A 20611-nucleotide genomic window follows, 5' to 3' on the forward strand; every position below is an offset into this window, starting at 1 on the left:
CCCGCTGGGGGTGGGCGGGATGGGCGGGTTGGCGATGTCCGCACTGGTGCTCGCCTCCGCCTGGCACTGCTGGCACGCGGCGGCCCCGCGCCGGGAACTCCGGTCGCCGGGCCAACTCGTCGGGTCGTAACGAGCGGACGGTCGGGCCGACCCGTCCACGGAGGGCAGCGGGCCGTGGTGACGTCCGGTCGGCGCTCGACGCTCGACGCTCCCCGGGCGCGCCCGCCGTGGCTGGTGGCGACGGCCGTGTCGATCCGGTCTCAGTTGATCGAGACGACGAAAGACGGGTCGCACGACTGGACGGATGGTCGTACTCTCCGGGCCGTGAGCGACGGGGACCACGGGCATCAACCGCCGGCCGGGCACCAGCGACCAGCCGGCTACTTCCCACCGGCCGGATACCAGTCACCCGCTGGCTATCCACCGCCGGCCGGATCCGAGTCAGCCGGTAGTTACCGCGCGCCTGCCGAAGACCAGCCGCCGGAAAGTCACCCGGCACCGGAGAGCTACCCGGCACCGGAGAACTACCCGGCACCGGAGAGCTACCGGCAACCCGGCTATCCGCAGCCGGGCGGCTACCAGCAGCCGGGCGGCTACCAGCAGCCGGGCGGCTACCAGCAGCCGGGCGGCTACCAGCAGCCGGGCGGCTACCAGCAGCCCGCCGGCTATCAGTCGCCGGGCGGGTATCCGGCGCCCGCCGGGTATCCGGCACCGGGTAACTATCCGGCACCCGGGGGCTATCCGGCGCCCGGCAGCTACCCCGGGCCGGGCGGTTACCCCGGGGTCGGCGGCCCGGTCCCGCCCGCGCGGCGCTCGTGGCGGCCGTGGGTGGTGATCGGGACGGTGCTGGTGCTGCTGCTCTGCGGGGCGCCGGTGGTGGCCGGTGCGGTCGTGCTCGCCCGGAACGGCACGCCGGAGCAGGGCCCCGATACCGGAACGGCGGCGGCCAGCCCGGAGCCCGGCGACGCGCCCACCGTCACCCGGGACTGGCTCGGGGACCGCGTCATGGGCCTGCTCGAAAAGCAGGCGACCGCGCTGCTCAGCGGCGACGAGAACGGTTACCTCGCGCTCGCCGAGCCGGGCACGCCGCTGTCGCGGCAACTCCGGCGGGAGTTCCGGACCCTGCGGGCGATGCAGGTCACCAAGTGGCAGCCGGAGCTGCACGGCAAGCTGGTCCGGCTGGACGAGCCCGGCACGTGGCGGGCGGACCTCATCGTCCAGCACTGCTTCGTGACACCGGCCTGCGAACTCAACGAGATCACGATCGCCACCCGGTGGCGGGACACGCCCGGTCAGCCGCAGCTCACCGCGATCGACCCACCCAGCGGCGCCGACCGGCCGCGACCGTGGGAGACCGACGAACTGGTCGCGTCGATCGGTGACCGGACGCTGGTCGCCACGCCCCGGGCGTTCCGGGACCGGCTGCCCGAACTGCTGCGCGAGGCCGAGAAGGCGGCCAAGGTCGCCGACCGGTACGCGGTGGACGACTCGCCGCCGGAGCGCTACCTGATCTTCTACGCCGGGCCGAACGAGTGGAAGCTCTGGTACGGCGGCGACCGGCCGGAGTGGACCGCCGGCTACGCGGTGCCGGTCGGTGCGGAGCAGTACGACCTGGTGCTCAACTCGAAGGGGCTGGCTCCCGGCCAGTACGGCGAGCTGATGCGGCACGAGTTGACCCACGCGTCATCGCTCTCCGGCGCCGGCCGGATCGGCGGCGACGCGTGGTGGCTGGTCGAGGGAATGGCGGAGAACGCCGCGGCCAGTGGTCAGTCGGTGAACCGCTACCAGGGGCTGCGCGCGGTCGAGCGGCTGGTCGACGCCGGTTGGGACGGCAAGCTCGAGGACGTGGCGCCGGACGACGACTCGGCCGACTGGCAGGTCGCCGCCAGCTACGGCGTCGGCTACCTGGCCGTCCGGCACCTCGTCGACCGGTTCGGCGACGAGGACGTGCTCAAGTTCTTCGAACTGGTGGTGCACGACGGCAGTTCGGAGGAGGACGCCTCGCAGGAGGCGTTCGGCGTGGCCTGGACGACGCTGCACGACGACTGCGTGAAGTACGTGAAGAAGACCGCCTCCTGATCGGAACCGCCACCGCAGCGGTGGCGGTTCCGGGTGGCAAGGTGGCGTCGACCTGCGCGTCGAGTCGTCCGGATGCCCGGCACCTCGTACCATGGCGGCGTGCGTCGTGCCTCTCCGCCGCGCTTGTCCGCAGCATCGCGGCCCCGTCGACCTGTCATTTCCGCCACGCTGGTCACCGTCAGCGTCCTCTTCGGCCTCTCCGCCGCCTCCTGCGAGTCCGACAGCAACGTCGGCCTGGCCAGCGCGGAACGGGCCAGCGTCGCCGAACTGGTCGACGCGCCGGCCAGCGTCACGGCGCGGGCCGCCGCCACGCTCAGCGCTCCCGCCGACGGCGTCCTGGCCGAGCTGCGGGTGAGTCCGGGTGATCGGGTCAGGTCCGGCCAGGTTCTCGCCGTCATCGGATCTCCCTCGGCCCGGAACCGGCTGGCAAAGGCCCGGCAGGCGCGCGACGCGGCCCGGCGTGCGGGGCGGGGCGTCGGCGGCGGCGGTGACCTGTCCCGGCTGCGCCGGAGCACCGACCGGGCGGCGGAGCAGGCGTTCGACGCCGCCCGCAAGGCCGCCGACAAGCTCACCGATCCGCGCCAGCGGGCCGTGCTGCTGGCCCAGGTACGCGTCGCGGAGCGGCAGTACGAGGCGGCGTCCGAGGTCGCCGGGGACGCGGTCCGCGCGGTCCAGCGGGGCGTCGCCGGGCTGAACTCCGCGGTGAGCGCGTTGTCGCAGGCCCAGCGCCTACAGGCCGAGCAGGCGTACGACCTGGCCAAGGCGACGGTGGACGCGTTGGTGTTGCGGGCGCCGATCGGCGGCGTGGTGCAGCTCGGTGGCCCCGCCTCGACCGGCGGTTCCGGTTCCGCGGACGCGCTCGCGGGCCTGCTCGGAACGACCGGTGGACTCGGCTCGGCGGCCGGCGTCGACCCGGCCGGGCTGCTCGGCTCCGACCCTCCGGCCGCACCCGTGGCCGGGGTCGACGGCACCGTGCCGGTCGGCGGCCGGGTGAGCGCCGGAACGCCCGTGCTCACCGTGGTCGACCTGACCGATCTCGGCCTGGTGGCCGACGTCGACGAGACCGACGTGCTGCTGGTGACCGAGGGTGTGCCGGCAACCGTCGAACTGGACGCCGCCACCGGCGCCACCTACCCGGCCCGGGTCCGTTCCGTCGACGTACTGCCGACCGCGTCCGCCCGGGGTGGCGTGTCGTACCGGGTACGGCTGTCGCTCGGTTCGGGACGGTTCGCGGACGGGCGGGCCGCGCCCGCGCCCCGACCCGGGATGAGCGCGGTGGTCCGGCTGCGGGTCCGGGAGGCCACGGACGCGGTGACGGTACCGGCGGCGGCCGTGCACTTCGCCGACGGGCGGGACGCGGTGTGGCTGGTCCGGGACGGGATCGCCGAACAGGTGCCGGTCACGGTCGGCGTACAGGGGCAGGATCTGGTGCAGATCGTCAGCGGCGTGCAGCCGGGCCAGCAGGTGGTGGTCACCGGAGCGGATCAGGTCCGTACCGGAGAGCGGGTGCGGTGAGCCGCCGCGAGGCGGAACCGGCGCCGGGCGGGGTCCGGGGCGGACGGCCGGGGGTCGCGGTCGACGCGGTCGACCTGGGTCGGACGTACGACCTGGGTGGAACGTCGGTGGCCGCGCTGCGCGGGGTGTCGCTGACCATCGCCGCCGGCGACTACGTGGCCGTCGTCGGGCCGTCCGGATCGGGAAAGTCGACCCTGATGCACCTGCTCGGTGGGCTGGACCGGCCGACCAGCGGGCGGCTCGCGATCGGCGGCCGGGACGTGGCCACCCTCGACGCCGGGGAGCTGGCGACACTGCGCAACGAGACGATCGGCTTCGTGTTCCAGTCGTTCCACCTGCTGCCCCGGACGTCCGCGGTCGACAACGTGGCGCTGCCGCTGGTCTATCGCGGAATCGGCGGCCGGCGCAGGCGGACCATGGCGGCGGCGATGCTGGGCCGGGTCGGACTCGGCCATCGACTCGACCACCGGCCGAACCAGCTCTCCGGCGGCGAGCAGCAGCGGGTGGCGATCGCCCGTGCCCTGGTCACTGACCCGGTGCTGCTGCTCGCCGACGAGCCGACCGGCAACCTCGACAGTGTGACGGGCGAGTCGGTGCTGGGCCTGCTCGAAGACCTGAACGCCAGCTCGGGGGTGGCACTCGTGCTGGTCACCCACGACCGGGAGGTCGCCGCGCGGGCACGGCGGCAGATCGTCATGCGGGACGGAGTCGTCGTACCACCAGCCGACGATCCGGATACGCCGACGGTCGTGCCAGCGGCACGCGGGGGGCCTGAGATAGTAGATCCCGCTCCCAGCGCGGAGCCCCGACGAGCGTCCGGAAGCGACTCGGGGCACCCGTTCGGTGGCTCCGGTGGCGCCACCGGAGCCACCGAACGCCGCGGGGAGATCCCGGCCGCTGGGAAGCGGTGCGGCGGGTCGATCGGCGCCGGCCCGGGAGGTGGGTCGTGAGGATCGCCGAGGCCTGGCGGGTGGCCCTGGACGCCCTGTCGGCCAACCGGCTGCGCAGCATGCTCACCATGCTCGGCGTGATCATCGGGGTGGCCGCCGTGGTGGTGCTGGTCGCCATCGGCACCGGCGCCAAGCGCGAGGTGGAGCAGCAGGTCGAGGGGCTCGGCTCGAACCTGCTCATCGTGGTGCCCGGCCGGATCGACTTCGGCGCGGCACCGGCCGTGTCCCGGCTCTCCCTGGCCGACGTCGAGGCGGTGAACCGGATCGTCGGCGATCCGCAGCGGGTCGCGGTCACCGTCACCTCCGGCGAGACGGTCCGCGCCGGCACCCGCTCCGCGTTCACCACCGTGCAGGGCGTGCTGGAGACCACGCCCCAGGTGTTCGTCCGCGATCTGGACCGGGGCGCCTACCTCACCGCGTCCGACGTGGACACCAGTCGCCGGGTGGCGGTCCTCGGGGCGACGGTGGCGACCACCCTGTTCGGCGACCGGGAGCCGGTCGGCCAGCAGGTCGCGATCGCGGGCGTACGGTTCCGGGTGGTCGGGGTCTTCGCACCGCTCGGCCAGAGCCTGGGCGTGGACCGGGACGACGAGGTGCACATCCCGGTGACCGCCGCGCACCGGCTGTACGGCACCCAGCGGATCGACGGGATCGCGGTCAAGGCCCCGGACCGGGAGAAGATCTCCGAACTCGGGAACCGGATCGTCGCCGAGCTGTCCCGCCGGCATCCCGACACCGAGTTCAGCGCGGTGACCCAGGAGCAGATTCTCGGCGTACTCGGGGACATCCTCGGGGTGCTGACCGGCGTACTGGCCGCGATCGCCGGCATCTCGCTGCTGGTCGGCGGCGTCGGCGTCTCCAACATCATGCTGGTCTCGGTACGCGAGCGGACCCGGGAGATCGGCCTCCGCAAGGCGGTCGGGGCCAGGCCGCGGGACATCGCGATCCAGTTCCTGCTGGAGGCGGTGTTGCTGACCGTCCTGGGCGGGGTGCTCGGAATGGCGCTGGGCGTCGGCGCCGCGTGGCTGATATCGGCGCTCTCCCCGGTGCCGGCCGCGGTCACCTGGTGGTCGCTGGCGCTCTCGTTCGGGGTCTCGGCGGTGGTCGGGATCATCTTCGGGGTGGTCCCGGCGCAGCGGGCCGGGCGGTTGGACCCGGTAATCGCCCTGCGCGCCGAATGACCCCGAATGTGTGACGTTTCCCGTTCCCACCCGGCGCTGGGATGTCCAGGGATGATCAATTGCCCGAAGGGATCGCGCCGGTCACAGGCGTCCCGTTACCGTACTGGTAACACGCGCGTAGCCCGCGTCGGCGCGGAAGCATCCCACCGGGCGGCACGCGCCGGGGAATGGGATGGGTTGGTGAGCCATGGCAGGATCACCACAGTCCGACGGCCGAATGCCGGAGGTGAGGTTCCTGACCGTCGCCGAGGTGGCGACGCTCATGCGGGTGTCGAAGATGACGGTCTACCGGCTCGTGCACTCCGGCGAGCTGACGGCGGTCCGGGTGGGTCGGTCGTTCCGGGTGCCCGAGCATGCCGTGCACGAGTACCTGCGCGGTGCCTTTCAGGAGACCGCCTGACGACTGAGCAGGCGTCGGGCCGCTGACCGGGGGCTGGCGGCCCGGCCCGGCGACGCTCCGGGACGCCGTCGGAAACGCTTCGGGTACGCGGCGGGCGGCTTGCCCAGGGGGCGCGTTCGGCGCGCTGATGGCCGAGGGCTAGTCTGGATCGCGGCCGTGGCCACGTGCCGGTGTGTGTGACTGCCCACCGTGCCGGTCCGGTCCGTTGTCCAGCTCGGTCACCGGTCGCACCCGCGGGTGCCTCCGGGCCGTCCAGCACGTCGCACCAGAAGGGCTGTCGTATGGGCTCGGTGGTCAAGAAGCGCCGCAAGCGCATGGCCAAGAAGAAGCACCGCAAGCTGCTGCGCAAGACCCGCGTCCAGCGTCGCCGTCTCGGTAAGTGACCCTGGCCGGGCGCAGGCCCGGCCAGCGGTGACGCCAGTCGGCTGTCGACCTTCGGAGGCCCACGTGACGACGTCGCGGCGGTCCGGGCCCGGCCCGGGTCGGTCCGTGCGGAGCGCGAGGTGACCCCCGGCAGCACCCCCGGTGCGCCGGGGGTGGTCGTGGTGACCGGAGTCAGTCGTTTTCTCGGCGCGCACGTCGCGGCCCGACTCGTCGCCGATGACCGGATAGACCGGGTCATCGGCCTCGACGAGCATGACCCGGCACCCGAGTTCGCCCCGCTGCTCGACGGCGTGGAACGGGTCCGGGCCGACGCCGGTGCGCTCAGCACGGTGGTCGACGAGCTGGGTGCCGACGCCGTCGTCCATCTCGCCCTGGTCACCGCGGCCGATCCGCAGCAGGGCGGCCGGGCGGCGATGAAAGAGCAGAACGTCATCGGCACGATGCAACTCCTCGCCGCCTGCCAGCGGGCGCCCCGGCTACGCAAGCTGGTCGTCCGGTCGTCGACCGCCGCCTACGGCGCGTCGTTCCGGGACCCGGCCGTCTTCACCGAGGACACCGAACCCCGGGCGGTGCCGCGCGGCGGATTCGCCCGGGACATCCTTGACATCGAGGGGTACGTCCGCGGCTTCCGGCGGCGTCGCCCCGACGTCACCGCGACCGTGCTGCGGTTCGCGCCGTTCATCGGGTCGATGGCGAACACCACCCTCACCCGCTACTTCGCCCAGCCCTTCGTACCGACCGTGCTCGGGCGTGATCCACGGTTGCAGTTCGTGCACGTCGACGACGTTCTGGAGGTCCTGCACCGGTCGGTGGTGGAGGAGCATCCGGGGACGTACAACGTGGCGGGTTCCGGGGTGCTCGCACTCTCCCAGGCGATCCGGCGGGCCGGGCGGGTCGCCGTACCGGTGGCGGAGCCGGGGCTGTCCGGTGCGGCCGGGCTCGCCCGGGTGCTGGGCTTCGGGCGCTACGGCCTCGACCAGGTCGACCTGTTCGTGCACGGCAGGGTGGTCGACACCACCAGGCTGATCAGCGAGTACGGCTTCACCCCGCGCTCCACCGCCGCCGCGTTCGACGACTTCATCTCCGGTCACGGCGACGGGACGGTGCTCGGTCCGGAGCAGCTACGGCGGGCCGAACAGGCGATCATGGACGGGATCCGGCACACCCGGGCCAGGGTCCGGGACCGGATCGGTCAACTCGGTGCGATCGAGGATCGTGGCGCCGCGCAGCGGAGCGAGGCGGAACATGACTGACGATGCGACCGGTGCCGGTGCCGGTGCCGGTGCCGGTGCCGGTGCCGGACGCCGGGCGGTGGAGCGCGCCGGGCGGTTCGACGTACCGCCCGGGGACGACGGCGCGGAGCTGGACCGGCCGGCGCGGCGCAACGGACACGTGCCGGGGCCGGTGGAACCGGCGGTGGCGGACCGGCCGGACGACGTCTGGGACCGGCGGGTCGCGGCCGGGCTGGCGTTCCTGCGTCGGCGGCTGTCCGGCCAGTACGAGGTCGACGAGTTCGGGTTCGACCCCGAGCTGACCGACCAGGTCTTCCATCCGGTGCTGCGGCGGCTCTACCGCGACTGGTTCCGGACCGAGGTCTTCGGGGTGGAGAACCTTCCGGTCGACGGCGCCGGACTGGTGGTCGGGAACCACTCCGGAACGGTCGCGATCGACGCGATGGTGCTCTCGGCGGTGCTGCACGACCGGCACCCCCGGCACCGCTTCCTGCGCCTGCTCGGTGCGGACCTGGTCTTCCGGATGCCGGTGGTCTCCGAACTGGTCCGCAAGAGCGGCGGCACGGTCGCCTGCAACCCCGACGCGGAGCGCCTGCTGGGGCGGGGTGAACTGGTCGGCGTCTTCCCCGAGGGATTCAAGGGCGTCGGCAAGCTCTACGCGGACCGCTACAAACTGCAACGCTTCGGGCGGGGCGGATTCGTCTCCGCCGCGCTGCGCACCGGTACGCCGATCGTCCCGGTGGCGATCGTCGGCGCCGAGGAGACGTACCCGATGCTCGCCGACATCAAGCCGCTGGCCCGGCTGCTCAAGCTGCCGTACTTCCCGCTGACTCCCACCTTCCCGTGGTTGGGGCCGCTCGGAGCGGTGCCGTTGCCCAGCAAGTGGCTGATCGAGTTCTGCCCGCCGATCCCGACCGACCATCTCGTCGACTCCGCCGACGATCCGCTGGTCATCTTCAACCTGGCGGACCAGGTACGGGAGACCATCCAGCAGACCCTGCACCAGTTGCTGGAGCGGCGCCCCGATCCGTTCGGTCCCTGAGCCCGGGACCGGCGATCGTCACCTGGTCTGTGCGCGTCGCCGCATGGCGAGGCCGGCGCTCACCGCACCCGCCAGCAGGCCGGCGGCGACGGTCGACGGCACGGCGATCCTGGCGGCCTTCCGGCCGGTCCGGAAGTCGTGTACCGACCAGCCGCGGTCCCGGGCGACCCGGAGCAGGGCGCTGTCCGGATTGATCGCGACCGCCCGCCCGACGGCGGACAGCATCGGAAGATCGTTGGCCGAGTCGCTGTACGCCGCGCACCGGTCGAGGTCGAGTCCTTCCACCGCGGCCAGTTGCACCACCGCGTCCGCCTTGGCCGACCCGTGCATCAGGTCGCCGACGAGGCGGCCCGTGTAGGCACCGTCGCGGATCTCGGCGACCGTGCCGATCGCGCCGGTGAGCCCGAGACGGACCGCGATGACCCGGCCGATCTCGACCGGGGCCGCGGTGACCAGCCACACCCGCTGGCCGGCGTCCAGGTGCTGCTGGGCGAGCGCCCGGGTACCGGCCCAGATCCTCGGGGCCATCAACTCGTCGAAGATCTCCTCGGTGAGTCGTTCGACGTCCTCGACCCGCCAACCCGCCACGAACGCCAGCGCCGCCTCCTTGGCCTGCGACATGTTGCCGGCATGCTCGGTGGCGAGCACCCGGAACCGCAGCTGCTGCCAGGCGAACCGGGCCAGGTCGGAGGTGGTGAAGTAGTTCCGGGACGCCAGTCCGCGCGCGAACCAGTAGATGGAGGCGCCGCGCATCACGGTGTTGTCCACGTCGAAGAAGCCGGCGGCGCGGTCGTCGACGGGACCGACCGGTACGGGCGGCGTGGTGTCCAGCCCCGATGTCGCCCAGCCTGCGGTGTGACCGTGTTCGTCGGTGCTGACCGTCACCTTGCGGGTGCGGGCCACGCGGGACCTCCTCGCTCATGCGTGCACAACAGCGAGGGTAGCCGGAGTGGCGGGAACGCACCCGGTGTCCGGGCCGACCGGTGGTCCGGACCTGATGGCGGCCGTACCGCCGGGGGTGGGTCAGCCGCCGGAGCGGTGCGCCGGGTCCGCCGGCCGGTCCCGTACGGCCGGCTGGTCCTGGGTCGGTGCGGGAGCGGACGTGCGGTTCGGGGTCGCGTGCTCCGGCGTCCGTGGTGACTCACCCTGGTTACGGCCACCGGTGTCCTCCGCCTTCGGAGGTGCCTCCGGGGGCGGGTTGGCCGAGTCCCGGCCCAGCGGGCAGACGCGCGGCAGCGGCCCGATCAGATCGGCCCGGCCGGTGGCGCCGGCCCGGCAGGCCAGGGCGTCGCGGAGCCCGTTCGACCGGCGTTGCACGGAGTCGAGCAGGTCGAGTGAGTCGTCGGCCCGCCCGCGGGTGGCCCGGGTGGTGCCCTCGAACAGCTTGGCGACCTGCGGACGCTGCTCGCGGACGAAGGCGTCGACGGCGTCGAGCGCGGCCGCGTCCCGGCGCTGGACCGCCGCCGTGGTGAGCAGCTTGATGCCCTGCTGGGTGTCGGCGTCCATGTCGTCGAGGACGGCGGAGAAGCCGTAGCTCTGGCCGCCGACCGCTGCCGCCTCGGCGAGCCGGGTGCGGGCGAAGTCGAGGAAGAGCTGGCCCCGGCTGAGGTCGGAGCTGGCGAGGGCGAGTTGGGCGCGTTCGGTGTGCCGCTTCATGCCGTACAGCGCGTCGCCGGGGACGGCGTTCTCGCTGGCGGCGGACATCCCGGAGACCGCGATCGCGCCGATCGCGACCCCGACCACGATCGCACCGCGGGCCCTGGCGCGGGTCCGGGTGCCGGGATCACGGAGAGCCGGCCAGCCGAGGGCGCGTCCGGCGCGCGCCGCCGCGGGTCGATCGGTGCCCTCGGCTATCGGGTCGGCGGCCGTGGTGGCGGTGGCCCCGATCCCCTCGCGTTCGGCGGTGGCGACCAGCATGGCCCGCAGACCCGCCCGGAAGTCGGGATCGACCTCGACGGTGGAGCGGACGTCCTGGAGCCGTTGCCCGATCGCCACAGGTTTGGCGAGATCGCTGTCGACTCGGGTCCGGATGTGGTGGCGACGGGCCCCGTTCGCTTCGTCGAGTAGTTGCGCGAAGCGCTCGGCGCGCTGGCGGTAGAACGTTTTCCAACTCACCGCCGACACCTCCCTTCGCTGGTCGCGACGCCGCGGTCGACGTCGTCGCCGTCCGGGTGCGACGGTGGCTGACGCAGGATCCGGCTGCGGCATCCGCAGCCGGATCAACGATCCGACCAACCGACCGGCCGGAGGGAACCCGGGGCAACTACCGGTCGCACCCGGACAAACGGTCGGCGGGGCCGACCGGTTACGGGCATCGCCGGCCCAATACTACGAAGAGTGAGGAGGGTCACCCGGTCGTTCCGGTGGCCGTGGGAGCGCTTCATGGTTGGAAGCCGTCCGGCAGGAGCCGGGCCAGGGCCCGGACCGCGCGGTACTGCAACGCCTTGATCGCGCCCTCGTTCTTGCCCATCGCCCGAGCCGTCTCCGCCACCGAGAAACCCTGTAGAAATCGCAGAACGATGCACTCCTGCTGCTCGGGGTTGAGCTGTTTGACGGCGGTCAGCAGGGCGACGTTCGTGATGTGCTCGACGACGGCCGCCTCGGGACTTCCCTCCGGCCCTCGATCCTCGCGGTCCGCATCCAGGACATCACCCGTAGTAACTTCCAGGCGGTAGCGACCGGACTTGAAGTGGTCCGCGACCAGGTTCCGGGCGATGGTGACCAGCCAGGCACCCAGGTCGCGGCCCTGCCAGGTGAAGCTGCCGATCCGCTTCAGCGCCCGGAGGAAGGTGTCCGAGGTCAGGTCCTCGGCGAGTTGCCGGTTGCCGACCCGGAAGTAGACGAACCGGAAGACGGTGTCCACGTACCGGTCGTAGATCAGCCCGAACGCCTCGGGCTCGCCCGCCTGCGCCCGCTCGACCAGCGCCCAGACCTCCCGGGCCGGATCGGACGGGTCGGGCCGGGCGGGATAGCCGGTCGGGGAGTCCGGGCCGGAACCGGTCGACGTCTCGGCCGCCGGTACGACCGGCAGGATTGCCGTCTCGGTGTCAGGGGTGTCGGGGCGGGGCCCGGTTTCGGTCGATGGAGGCCCCGAGCCCGGCTGAGCCGGCATGGGTGGCCTGGCGGGGCTGGCCACCCGACCCCCGACCGGCCGGGCGTTGCCGCCCGGCGCGTTCTGCCGGGTCGGCGTCTCGTTCGGATGTGGACGGTTCCGGGTACGTTTCGACCCCCCGTCACCCCGCACCGCCAGGCTCAACATGTCGTCCATGGACGCGCGGGCGTCGCCCATGGACGTACGAAGCTGGTTCAGTCCCTCGGTGAGGGCGAAACGGGCGTTGCGTACCTGGCCCCGCGCCGTCTCGTCGAGGTATCCGTACGTGCTCACTGGACCTCCCCGGCCGACCGGGGCCGCGGGGCCGGTTGCCGGGGCCCGCCCGCGGTGGCGGCGGTACCCCCGCCGGGATCGGTGCGATCCGGTACGACGGTTCCGGGGTGCGCCGTACGACGGCACACGCCCCACAGCTGCTGGTGCAGTGCTCTGACAGGCACGGCGGCCTCCTCGGGCTGAGGGGTGTCGACTCACGTCAAAAGGGGTGAGCCGACCCGAGTGATGATAGGGCCAACGTCACCCTTACGCGGCAAGTCCGTTACACAGAGCCAAAGTATTTCCCGAAAGACACCCGTTAGGGCGCACCGATTGTGCGTTGTCAGATCCCGGACAGTGCTACGACAGGCGCCCTGAGCAGGGAAAACGTCCAAAAACGCCAGAGGGCGGCACGCCTTGGGCGTGCCGCTGCACATGTGCTAATGGGGAGCCACCCGGTCCGGCGGCTGGTATCGCGAAACCCGTTACGGTCTCGTGGACGGTACCCCGGCACCGCCTCGAAGTCGAGAAAATCCCGCGAGGCCAGCCGATCCGCTGTGGTCCGTGCCGTGCGTCCGGGATGGTCGGATGTGCGACCGTTGGCACGGCAGGCGGTACGAGCACCCGGCCGTCGCGCCACTGTGTCAGACTCAGCGACCGTGCAGGATGGAGCGAGCACCCCGGCCCAGCCGCCCGCCGTCACCCTCGCCGACCGGGTACGCCTGGCCGCCACCACCAGAGGTGGCCAACCCGCCCTTGTCTGGCCCGACGGCACGCTGAACTGGGCCGAACTGGATCGGGCGGTGGACCGGGTCGCCGACGCGCTCCGCCGCCGGGTTCCCGGGCCGAGCGCCGGGCATCCGGCCCGGATCGCCATCGCGCTGGCCAACTCGCCCGACTTCGCGGTCGCGTTCTTCGGCACCCAGCGAGCCGGGCTGGTCGCCGTACCGGTGAATCCGGGGCTGACCGGCCCGGAACTGCGGCACATCCTGGCGGACTCGGGTGCGGCGATACTGATCTGTACGGAGCAGGTCCGGGCGACCGTCGCCGGGATCGCCGCCGAGCTGCCGGCGCTGGTCGAGGTGCACACCACGCTGCCGACCGGCCCGGATCCGGCGTACGGGTCCACGCGGGAACCGATCGAATCGACTGAACCGACCGAATCGACCGAACCGGACGAACCGGCGGGCCGGCCGATCGGGACCGATCCGGAGTCGGTGGCGGTACTGCTCTACACCTCCGGCACCACCGGGGTGCCCAAGGGCGCCATGCTGTCCCATCGGGCGCTGCTGGCCAACCACGAGCAGATCGACCGGATCGAGCCGTCGGTGGTGGGGCCGGACGACCGGGTGCTGCTCGCCCTTCCGCTGTTCCACGCGTACGGGTTGAACGCCGGGCTGGGCGCGGTGGCGTACCACGGGGCGTGTGGAGTGCTCGTGGACCGGTTCGACGCGGCCGCCGTACTGGAGGTGGTGGCGCGGCAGCGGGTGAGCGTGCTGGTCGGCGTACCGTCGATGTTCCTGGGTTGGGTTCTGCTGCCCGACGCCCCGGCGGTGGCCGGGGTGCCGGTCGGGTCGGCCCTGCGCTCGGCCATGGCGTCGGTACGGGTCGCCATCTGCGGCGCCGCCCCGCTGGCGGTCGGCGGCGCGGCCCGGTTCGCCGAGGCGACCGGACGGCGGATCCAGGTCGGTTACGGGCTGACCGAGACCGCCCCGGTACTGACCTCCACGTTGGCCGGTCCGGCGGCGAAGCCGGGCTCGATCGGCCGGCCGATTCCCGGCGTCGAAGTGGGACTCGTCGGGCGCGACGGCGAGGTGCTCTGGCGGGACGGCTCCACCGTCGACCCCGGCGACAATATGGACAATGAGGACGATGACGACGATCCCGACCTGGCGTTCTCCTCGCCGGGCACCGACCCGGGAGAAATCGTCGTCCGGGGCGCCAACCTCTTCTCCGGTTACTGGCCGGACGGGCACGACGGCCCGGACGCCGACGGCTGGTGGCGGACCGGCGACATCGCCTACGCCGACGTCGACTCCGACCTCTTCCTGGTCGACCGGCTCGGCGAGCTGATCCTGGTCAACGGGTTCAACGTGTACCCGCAGGAGGTCGAGCGGGTGCTCGGCGGCCATCCCGAGGTGGCCGACTCGGCGGTGCTCGGCGTACCGCACCCGCTGGCCGGCGAGGCCGTCGTCGCGTACGTCGTCAGGACGCCCGGCGGCACGGTCTCGGCCGCCGAGTTGTCCCGGCACTGCGCCGCCAGCCTGGCCAGGTTCAAGTGCCCGAGCAGGATAGAGTTCGCCGCGTCCCTGCCGCTCTCCGCGATCGGCCGGGTGCGCAGGTCGGTACTTCGCCAGTCAGGGGGCAGCGGTGACGAGTGACAGCCGGCTGACGCTGATCACCCGGCCCGGCTGCCACCTGTGTGACGTGGCCAAGGAGGCCGTCGACCGGGTGGTGGCGGTCACCGGGGACCGGTGGACCGAGGTCGACGTCACCGGCGACCTCGAACTGGAGCGTGAGTACGGCGACCGGCTGCCGGTCGTGCTGCTCGACGGCCGCGAGCACGGCTACTGGCGGGTCGAGGAGGACCGGCTGCTACGGGACCTGACCGCGCCGCGCGACTGAGCCGCCGGAGCGGCCGACGTACCGGGGCGTGACCGCCGTCCTACCGGGTCGGTCGGGTGCGGACGGGCCCGTCCCCGCCGCGTATCGTGCTCGAATGCGTGACCATCTGGTATGGGACTGGAACGGCACCCTGCTCAACGACCTGAGCCTGGTTGTCTCCTCCACCAACGTGGCCCTGGCCGGTGCCGGCGGGCCGGCGGTGACGGCCGAGGAGCACCGGACGCAGTTCCGCCGTCCGATCGCGGACTACTACGCCGAGGTGCTCGGGCGGGTGCTGGACGCCGAGGAGTTCGGCCGGCTCGACAAGCTCTTCCACGACGCGTACCGGATGGGGCTGGCGAGCTGCGAGCTGGCGGCCGACGCCGTCACCGCGATCCGGTCCTGGACGGGTTCCCAGTCGCTGCTGTCGATGTGGTTCCACGACGAGCTGGTCCCGGCGGTCGACAGGTACGGCCTGACCACGATGTTCCACCGGGTCGACGGGCTACGGGGCACGGTGGGCGGCGAACGGAAGGCGGAGCACCTGGCCCGGCACCTGACGGCGTTCGGGGTCCAGGGTCCGACGACCGTCCTGATCGGCGACTCGATCGACGACGCCGAGGCCGCCGACTCGGTGGGCGCCCGATGCGTCCTCTACACCGGCGGTTTCACCGATTCGGCCCGGCTCCGCGCCAGCGGCTGGCCGGTGGCCGACTCGCTCACCGAGGCCGTCGAGCTGGCCGCGAAGCTGGACTGAGCGGCCCCGGCCGAGCTGGCGCGAAGCTGGGCCGAGCCGTCCGGCTGAGCTGGCGCGCGAAGCTGGGCCGAGCCGGGTCAGCCGCGCAGGTAGGCGAGCACCGCCAGCACCCGCCGGTGCTGCTCCTCGTCCGGCGGAAGCTGAAGCTTGGTGAAGATGTTCCGGACGTGCTTCTCCACGGCGCCGTCGCTGACCACCAGGGCCCGGGCGATGGCGGTGTTGGACCTGCCCTCGGCCATCAGCGAGAGCACCTCCCGCTCCCGTGGGGTCAGCTCGCGCAGCGGATCGTCGCGGCGCCGCCGGACCAGCAGCTGGCCGACGACCTCGGGATCGAGCACGGTGCCTCCGGTCGCGACCCGGCGTACCGCGTCGAGGAACTCGTCGATCGCCGCCACCCGGTCCTTGAGCAGGTAGCCGATGCCGCCGCCGGCGGCACCACCGGCGGGCTTGACCGTGGCGAGCAGGTCGTCGGCGTACGACACCTCGACGTACTGCGAGAGCACCAGGATCGGGGTACGGGGCACCCGCTGCCGGGCCTCCACCGCCGCCCGCAGTCCCTCGTCGGTGTGTGACGGCGGCATCCGTACGTCCACGATCGAGACGTCCGGGCGGTGGGTGACGATGGCGTCGACCAGCGACGTACCGTCACCGACCGCCGCCACCACGTCGTGGCCGTGCTCGGTCAGCAGGCGGACCAGGCCCTCCCGGAGGAGGACCGCGTCGTCGGCGATAACTACACGCATGCTGCTGTCTACCATCCCGGGATCGTCAACGGGCCGGGGGTATGCCGCGGGCACCATCCGACCGGGGTCGTCGGCGGGCGGGACGGCCCCGTGGATCGGCCGGGGCGGGCCGGCGAGGACGGCGTGCCGGGTCGGCCCGGCCGGGCTGGCCAGTTCGACCCAGCTCGCCAACTCGGCCCGGTAGGTCAGCTCGGCGCGGTAGGTAGGGCTCAGCACGGCAGGTCGGCCCTGATCTCGGTCGGCCCGCCGGGCGGGCTGAGCACGCTGAGGGTGCCGTCGTTGGCGTGTACCCGGTCGGCGAGACCGGCCAGGCCGTGTCCCTTGGACAGGTGCGCGCCGCCCTCGCCGTCGTCGATGACCACGATCTGCAGGGTCCGGTCGGCGCGGGTGACGGCGAGCCAGCACTCGGTGGCCCGGCTGTGCTTGGCGACGTTGGTGAGGGCCTCGGCCACCACGAAGTAGGCGGTGCTCTCCACCGCCGGGTCGGGCCGGCCGTCCCGGGTGCCGAGCTGCGGGTCGACGGTGAGGTCGATCGGGATCAACCCCCGGCCGGCGAGGGCCGCGAGGGCGCTGGGCAGCCCCCGGTCGACCAGGATCGGTGGCGCGATGCCCCGGGAGAGCGCGCGCAGTTCGGCGAGGGTGTCCCGGGTCTGGGCGAGGGCCTCGTCGAGGGTCTGCCGAGCCGCCTCCGGATCCGACGCGAGCTGCTGTTGGGCCCGGCTGAGGTCCATGGCGAGCCGGACCAGCCGCTGCTGCGGGCCGTCGTGGATGTCCCGCTCCAGCCGGCGCAGCGCGGTGGCCTCCGCGGAGACGGCGGCCCGCTTCTGCTCCTCCAGCACGGTGATCCGGTTGCGCATCTCCGCGACCCCGGTGAGCAGCGCCCGGCCGAACGAGGCCTGCATCATGGCGCAGCCCCGCACCACCAGCGGCAGGGTGATCAGGAAGAACACCCCGAGTGCGGAGTTCAGCCCGATCCGGGCGACCGGGGTGTCGCCGAGCCCGAGCAGCTCGTGCAGGCCCTCGTCGTTCGGGCCGGTCGGGAGGGTCCAGTCGTACGCCCAGTAGAGGGAGCCGCCGATCGCGCCCGCCCACCAGGCCACGGTGATCACGAACGTGCCGATGCTGATGATCACCTTGAGGATGCCGTGGGCCAGGTCGAGCCAGGACTGGGCGTCGGTGATCGGTACGAAGATCCGCCGCCACGCGCTGGCGCCCGGCTCGGCGGTGCGGTAGTTCGGGCGTACCCGGGGCTGCCGGAGCACTGCCGGCATCCGCAGCCGTTCGATGTCGGCGAAGCTGCGGGCCGCGAAGAGGGTCCCGGCGAGGATCGGCAGCCCGGTGACCGTGACCATCAAGCCGGCGCTGAGGGAGAACCCGACGATCAGCACGATGAAGCTGGCCAGGGCGAGGGGGAAGCCGAGGAGTACGTAACCGGAGTCGATGGCGAGCTGGCGCAGGACGCTGCGGCCGGCGTCCGGATCGGCGCCGGCGCCCACGGCGGTGGCGGTGGTGGTCATGTTCTCGACGCTAGGCATCTACGCGGTCGGTCCCCATCCCATCGGCTGGCCTCTTTCCGGTAGGGCTGTCCCCACCAGGGGAGGCGTCCTCGCCCTCGTCGTCGGCACCCTCATGGTGGGCGGTCCGCCGGCGGCGGATCCGGGCCGGATGCCGTGCCGGTCCGGCGGCCGGAATCCGGGGCTGGAAATTCGATGGCCGGTTCCGATTGTGGCTGACGGAGGATGACCGGCCCAAACGAATCCTTGCCGTACCGGAATTGCTGACCTGGCGGAGGGTGCCACCGAGCGGGCGGCGGGTCGGCGACGAGTTGGCTAGATAAGTCGGACTTGGGCAATAATCGCCATGGCGACTCCGGACGGGTCGCTCACTGATCTTGTAAGGGGAGGCCCAGGTGAGGCGTTATCGCGATCTATCAAGATCGCGATTTGTGCGTGTCTTCACAAGCGCCTACTCTGTTACTCCGACGAGCCCTGCTAGCACAGCCGGTCACAGCGGTCGCGAGCGGGTGCCCCGAAACGACCCGCCGATCCGGTTGGTCGAGGATCGCATGGCACGGAGTCGCATGAGTCAGCACCGCCCCGTAGGCACGCCCGGCCGAGCCGGTGCCGTGCCAGCGCTTCCGGATCTTCCCGAGGCGACGGTCGCCAGGCTCCCGGAATACCTTCGTGCCCTGCACAATCTCGCCGAAACCGGGAACGACACGGTTTCCAGCGAGGAGTTGGCCGCGGCGGCCGGAGTCAACTCGGCCAAGCTGCGAAAGGACCTCTCCCAACTGGGCTCGTACGGCACCCGGGGCGTCGGCTACGACGTCGCGCTGTTGATCGACCAGATCGAGTTCGTGCTCGGGCTCACCCAACGCCGGGCCGTCGCCCTGGTCGGAGTGGGTAATCTCGGTCACGCCCTGGCCGGTTACGCGGGCTTCGTCAGCCGGGGGTTCCGGATCGCCGCGCTGTTCGACGCCGACCCCGCCCGGGTGGGCGAGGAGATCAACGGCCTCGTCGTCCAGCACATCGACGAGTTGCCCCGGGTGGCCGCCGAGGAGCGCATCGCGATCGGGGTGATCGCCACACCGGCGACCGCCGCGCAGAGCGTCGCGGACCAACTCGTCGCCGCCGGGGTGACCAGCATCCTCAACTTCGCGCCGTGCGTCCTCGCGGTGCCCGACGGGGTCGACGTGCGCAAGGTCGACCTCGCCATCGAGCTGCAGATCCTCTCCTTCCACGAGCATCGCAAGGCGGCGCTGACCGGCCTGCCACCCACCTCCGGGCCGGGGCTCCCACCCGCCGCCGGTGGCGGGCTGGCATCGCCGCTCGGCGGTTCGGTGGGAGCGGGCCTGACCGGCCTGCCCGGCGGGCTCGCGGCCACCGGCACCACCGAGCCCGCGCCCACCGGATCGTTCCGGTCGACGAATGCGGAGGCGGTCGGATCATGAACCTGCTCGTCGTCGGTGCATCCCACCGCACCGCCCCGGTCGCCACGCTGGAACGGCTGGCCGTCGCCGCGACCGAACTGCCCGGGATCCTCGAACGCCTGCTCGCCCAGCCGTACGTCGGCGAGGCCGTCGTGGTCTCGACCTGCAACCGGGTCGAGGTGTACGCCGCCGTCACCGGTTTCCACGGCGGGCTGGGCGACATCTGTGCGGTGCTCGCCAGCCAGGCCGGCTGTGCCCCGGCCGAGTTGGCCAACCATCTCTACGTGCACTACGACGGCGCGGCGGTCGAGCACGCCTTCCGGGTCGCCGCCGGGCTCGACTCGATGGTGGTCGGCGAGGCGCAGATCCTCGGCCAGATCCGGGACGCCTACCACGTCGCGGGCGAGGCGGACGCGCCCGGCCGGCTGCTGCACGAGCTGATGCAACAGGCCCTCCGGGTCGGCAAGCGGGCGCACGCCGAGACCGACATCGACCGGGCGGGCCAGAGCGTCGTCACCGCCGCGCTCGACCTGGCGGCCACGCACTTCCCCGGCGGTATCGAGGGACGCCCGGTGCTGGTGGTCGGAGCCGGCTCGATGGGCGCGCTGACCGTGGCCACGCTGTCCCGGCAGGGCGCCGGGCCGGTGGGGATCACGAACCGTGGTGCCGACCGTGCCCGCCGGCTGGCCGAGGCGTACGGCGCGACGGCGGTGCCGATCGCCGAACTCGCCAGCGCCCTTTCCACAGTGGACATAGTAGTCGCCGCGACCGCGTCGATCGAGCCGGTACTCACCCGGCAGACGGTCACCGCGGCGCTGCGGCAACGCGGGTCCGGGCGGCCGGATCCGCTCGTCCTGCTCGACCTCGCGGTGCCCCGGGACATCGAGCCGAGCATCGCCGACCTGCCCGGCGTAGTGGTGATCGACATCGACGCGCTGGCCGCCGCCCAGCCGATCGGCCCGGCGAGCGGCGACACCGCCGCCGTCACCCGGATCGTCGGTACCGAGGTGGAGGCGTTCCTGACCTGGCTGCGCGGTGCGGACGTCGCGCCGACGGTGGCCGCGTTGCGGGCCCGCGCCGACGAGGTGGTCACCGCCGAGCTGCGCCGGCTGTCCCAGCGCCGGCCGGACCTGACCGACGACCAGCGCGCCGAGGTCAGCCGCACCGTGCACCGGGTGGTGCAGCGCCTGCTGCACTCGCCGACCGTGCGGGTACGCCAGCTCGCCGCCGAGCCGGGCGGCGACCAGTACGCCGCGCTGCTCCGCGAGCTCTTTGATCTTGAGGTGCCGGTCACCTCGCACGCCGACACCGTGCCGGATCTGGCCGCCGCCGAGCTGGCCGCCGTGCCCGGCACCAACCGGATGTCCGGTCTCGCCGGCCTGCCCGGTCTCGGTGAGCTGCCGAGCCTCGGCGGTGACGGCGACCTCGGCG

At 72.7% G+C, this 20611-nt stretch carries 15 protein-coding genes and 3 pseudogenes; 13 read left to right on the plus strand and 5 right to left on the minus strand.

Going from position 1 to position 20611, the window contains the following annotated elements; genetic code table 11:
- Positions 1-324 precede the first annotated feature (324 nt).
- From I0C86_RS37860 to I0C86_RS37895, 8 genes and pseudogenes are all read left to right on the plus strand, one after another.
- Positions 325-2079 carry a hypothetical protein gene (locus I0C86_RS37860; protein WP_230395481.1) on the plus strand — a complete coding sequence of 585 codons (1755 nt, stop codon included), beginning with the start codon at positions 325-327 and terminating at the stop codon, positions 2077-2079.
- Positions 2080-2151: 72 nt separating this feature from the next.
- Positions 2152-3594, plus strand: a complete 1443-nt coding sequence (locus I0C86_RS37865; protein WP_196206128.1) for an efflux RND transporter periplasmic adaptor subunit — start codon at positions 2152-2154, stop codon at positions 3592-3594.
- Positions 3591-4544, plus strand: coding sequence for an ABC transporter ATP-binding protein (locus I0C86_RS37870; RefSeq protein ID WP_196206129.1), 954 nt, complete (start codon positions 3591-3593; stop codon positions 4542-4544). The genes I0C86_RS37865 and I0C86_RS37870 overlap by 4 nt, the downstream gene beginning before the upstream one ends.
- On the plus strand, positions 4541-5725 hold the full coding sequence (locus I0C86_RS37875; protein WP_196206130.1) for an ABC transporter permease: 1185 nt from the start codon (positions 4541-4543) through the stop codon (positions 5723-5725). Before I0C86_RS37870 ends, I0C86_RS37875 begins: the two co-directional genes overlap by 4 nt.
- A 187-nt stretch (positions 5726-5912) precedes the next feature.
- Entirely contained in the window at positions 5913-6125 is a 213-nt protein-coding gene (locus tag I0C86_RS37880) for a helix-turn-helix domain-containing protein (protein WP_192766757.1), read from the plus strand.
- 281 nt (positions 6126-6406) lie between these two features.
- Positions 6407-6508, plus strand: a complete 102-nt coding sequence (locus I0C86_RS37885) for a 30S ribosomal protein bS22 (protein WP_007465623.1) — start codon at positions 6407-6409, stop codon at positions 6506-6508.
- Positions 6509-6628: 120 nt separating this feature from the next.
- Positions 6629-7696: pseudogene (locus tag I0C86_RS37890) on the plus strand (NAD-dependent epimerase/dehydratase family protein); the annotation flags it as partial.
- Positions 7697-7754: 58 nt separating this feature from the next.
- On the plus strand, positions 7755-8783 hold the full coding sequence (locus tag I0C86_RS37895) for a lysophospholipid acyltransferase family protein (protein ID WP_196206132.1): 1029 nt from the start codon (positions 7755-7757) through the stop codon (positions 8781-8783).
- An 18-nt stretch (positions 8784-8801) separates the two neighbouring features.
- Here I0C86_RS37895 and I0C86_RS37900 read toward each other — a convergent pair whose 3' ends face one another.
- The 3 genes and pseudogenes from I0C86_RS37900 to I0C86_RS37910 form a co-directional block, all read right to left on the minus strand.
- On the minus strand, positions 8802-9686 hold the full coding sequence (locus tag I0C86_RS37900; protein ID WP_196206133.1) for an HAD family hydrolase: 885 nt from the start codon (positions 9684-9686) through the stop codon (positions 8802-8804).
- 306 nt (positions 9687-9992) lie between these two features.
- A pseudogene (locus I0C86_RS37905) lies at positions 9993-10907 on the minus strand (DUF5667 domain-containing protein); the annotation flags it as partial.
- A gap of 256 nt (positions 10908-11163) precedes the next feature.
- Entirely contained in the window at positions 11164-12051 is an 888-nt protein-coding gene (locus I0C86_RS37910) for an ECF subfamily RNA polymerase sigma factor, BldN family (RefSeq protein ID WP_230395486.1), read from the minus strand.
- 755 nt (positions 12052-12806) lie between these two features.
- Between I0C86_RS37910 and I0C86_RS37915 the strand changes: the two genes are divergently transcribed.
- The 3 genes from I0C86_RS37915 (at position 12807) to I0C86_RS37925 (ending at position 15508) form a co-directional block, all read left to right on the plus strand.
- A complete protein-coding gene (locus tag I0C86_RS37915; protein WP_323374111.1) occupies positions 12807-14528 on the plus strand; it encodes an AMP-binding protein in 1722 nt (573 codons plus the stop codon).
- Positions 14518-14772: a glutaredoxin family protein gene (locus tag I0C86_RS37920; RefSeq protein WP_196206135.1), complete on the plus strand. Its 255-nt coding sequence runs from the start codon at positions 14518-14520 to the stop codon at positions 14770-14772. Before I0C86_RS37915 ends, I0C86_RS37920 begins: the two co-directional genes overlap by 11 nt.
- A 94-nt stretch (positions 14773-14866) precedes the next feature.
- Positions 14867-15508: an HAD family hydrolase gene (locus I0C86_RS37925; protein WP_196206136.1), complete on the plus strand. Its 642-nt coding sequence runs from the start codon at positions 14867-14869 to the stop codon at positions 15506-15508.
- Positions 15509-15585: 77 nt separating this feature from the next.
- Here the strand turns inward: I0C86_RS37925 and I0C86_RS37930 are convergent, their stop codons facing one another.
- Together I0C86_RS37930 and I0C86_RS37935 are read right to left on the minus strand one after the other, a co-directional pair.
- On the minus strand, positions 15586-16251 hold the full coding sequence (locus tag I0C86_RS37930; RefSeq protein WP_196206148.1) for a response regulator transcription factor: 666 nt from the start codon (positions 16249-16251) through the stop codon (positions 15586-15588).
- A gap of 209 nt (positions 16252-16460) precedes the next feature.
- Positions 16461-17768 carry a sensor histidine kinase gene (locus tag I0C86_RS37935; RefSeq protein ID WP_230395483.1) on the minus strand — a complete coding sequence of 436 codons (1308 nt, stop codon included), beginning with the start codon at positions 17766-17768 and terminating at the stop codon, positions 16461-16463.
- A 563-nt stretch (positions 17769-18331) separates the two neighbouring features.
- Here I0C86_RS37935 and I0C86_RS37940 point away from each other — a divergent pair.
- Together I0C86_RS37940 and I0C86_RS37945 are read left to right on the plus strand one after the other, a co-directional pair.
- Complete coding sequence (locus tag I0C86_RS37940; RefSeq protein WP_196206138.1) at positions 18332-19201, plus strand: redox-sensing transcriptional repressor Rex; 870 nt, start codon at positions 18332-18334, stop codon at positions 19199-19201.
- A pseudogene (locus tag I0C86_RS37945) lies at positions 19198-20598 on the plus strand (glutamyl-tRNA reductase); the annotation flags it as partial. The gene I0C86_RS37940 and the pseudogene I0C86_RS37945, both read left to right, overlap by 4 nt.
- Positions 20599-20611: the final 13 nt, after the last annotated feature.

The sequence above is a fragment of the Plantactinospora alkalitolerans genome, assembly GCF_015690345.1.
In the GTDB taxonomy this organism is placed as follows: Bacteria; Actinomycetota; Actinomycetes; order Mycobacteriales; family Micromonosporaceae; genus Plantactinospora; species Plantactinospora alkalitolerans.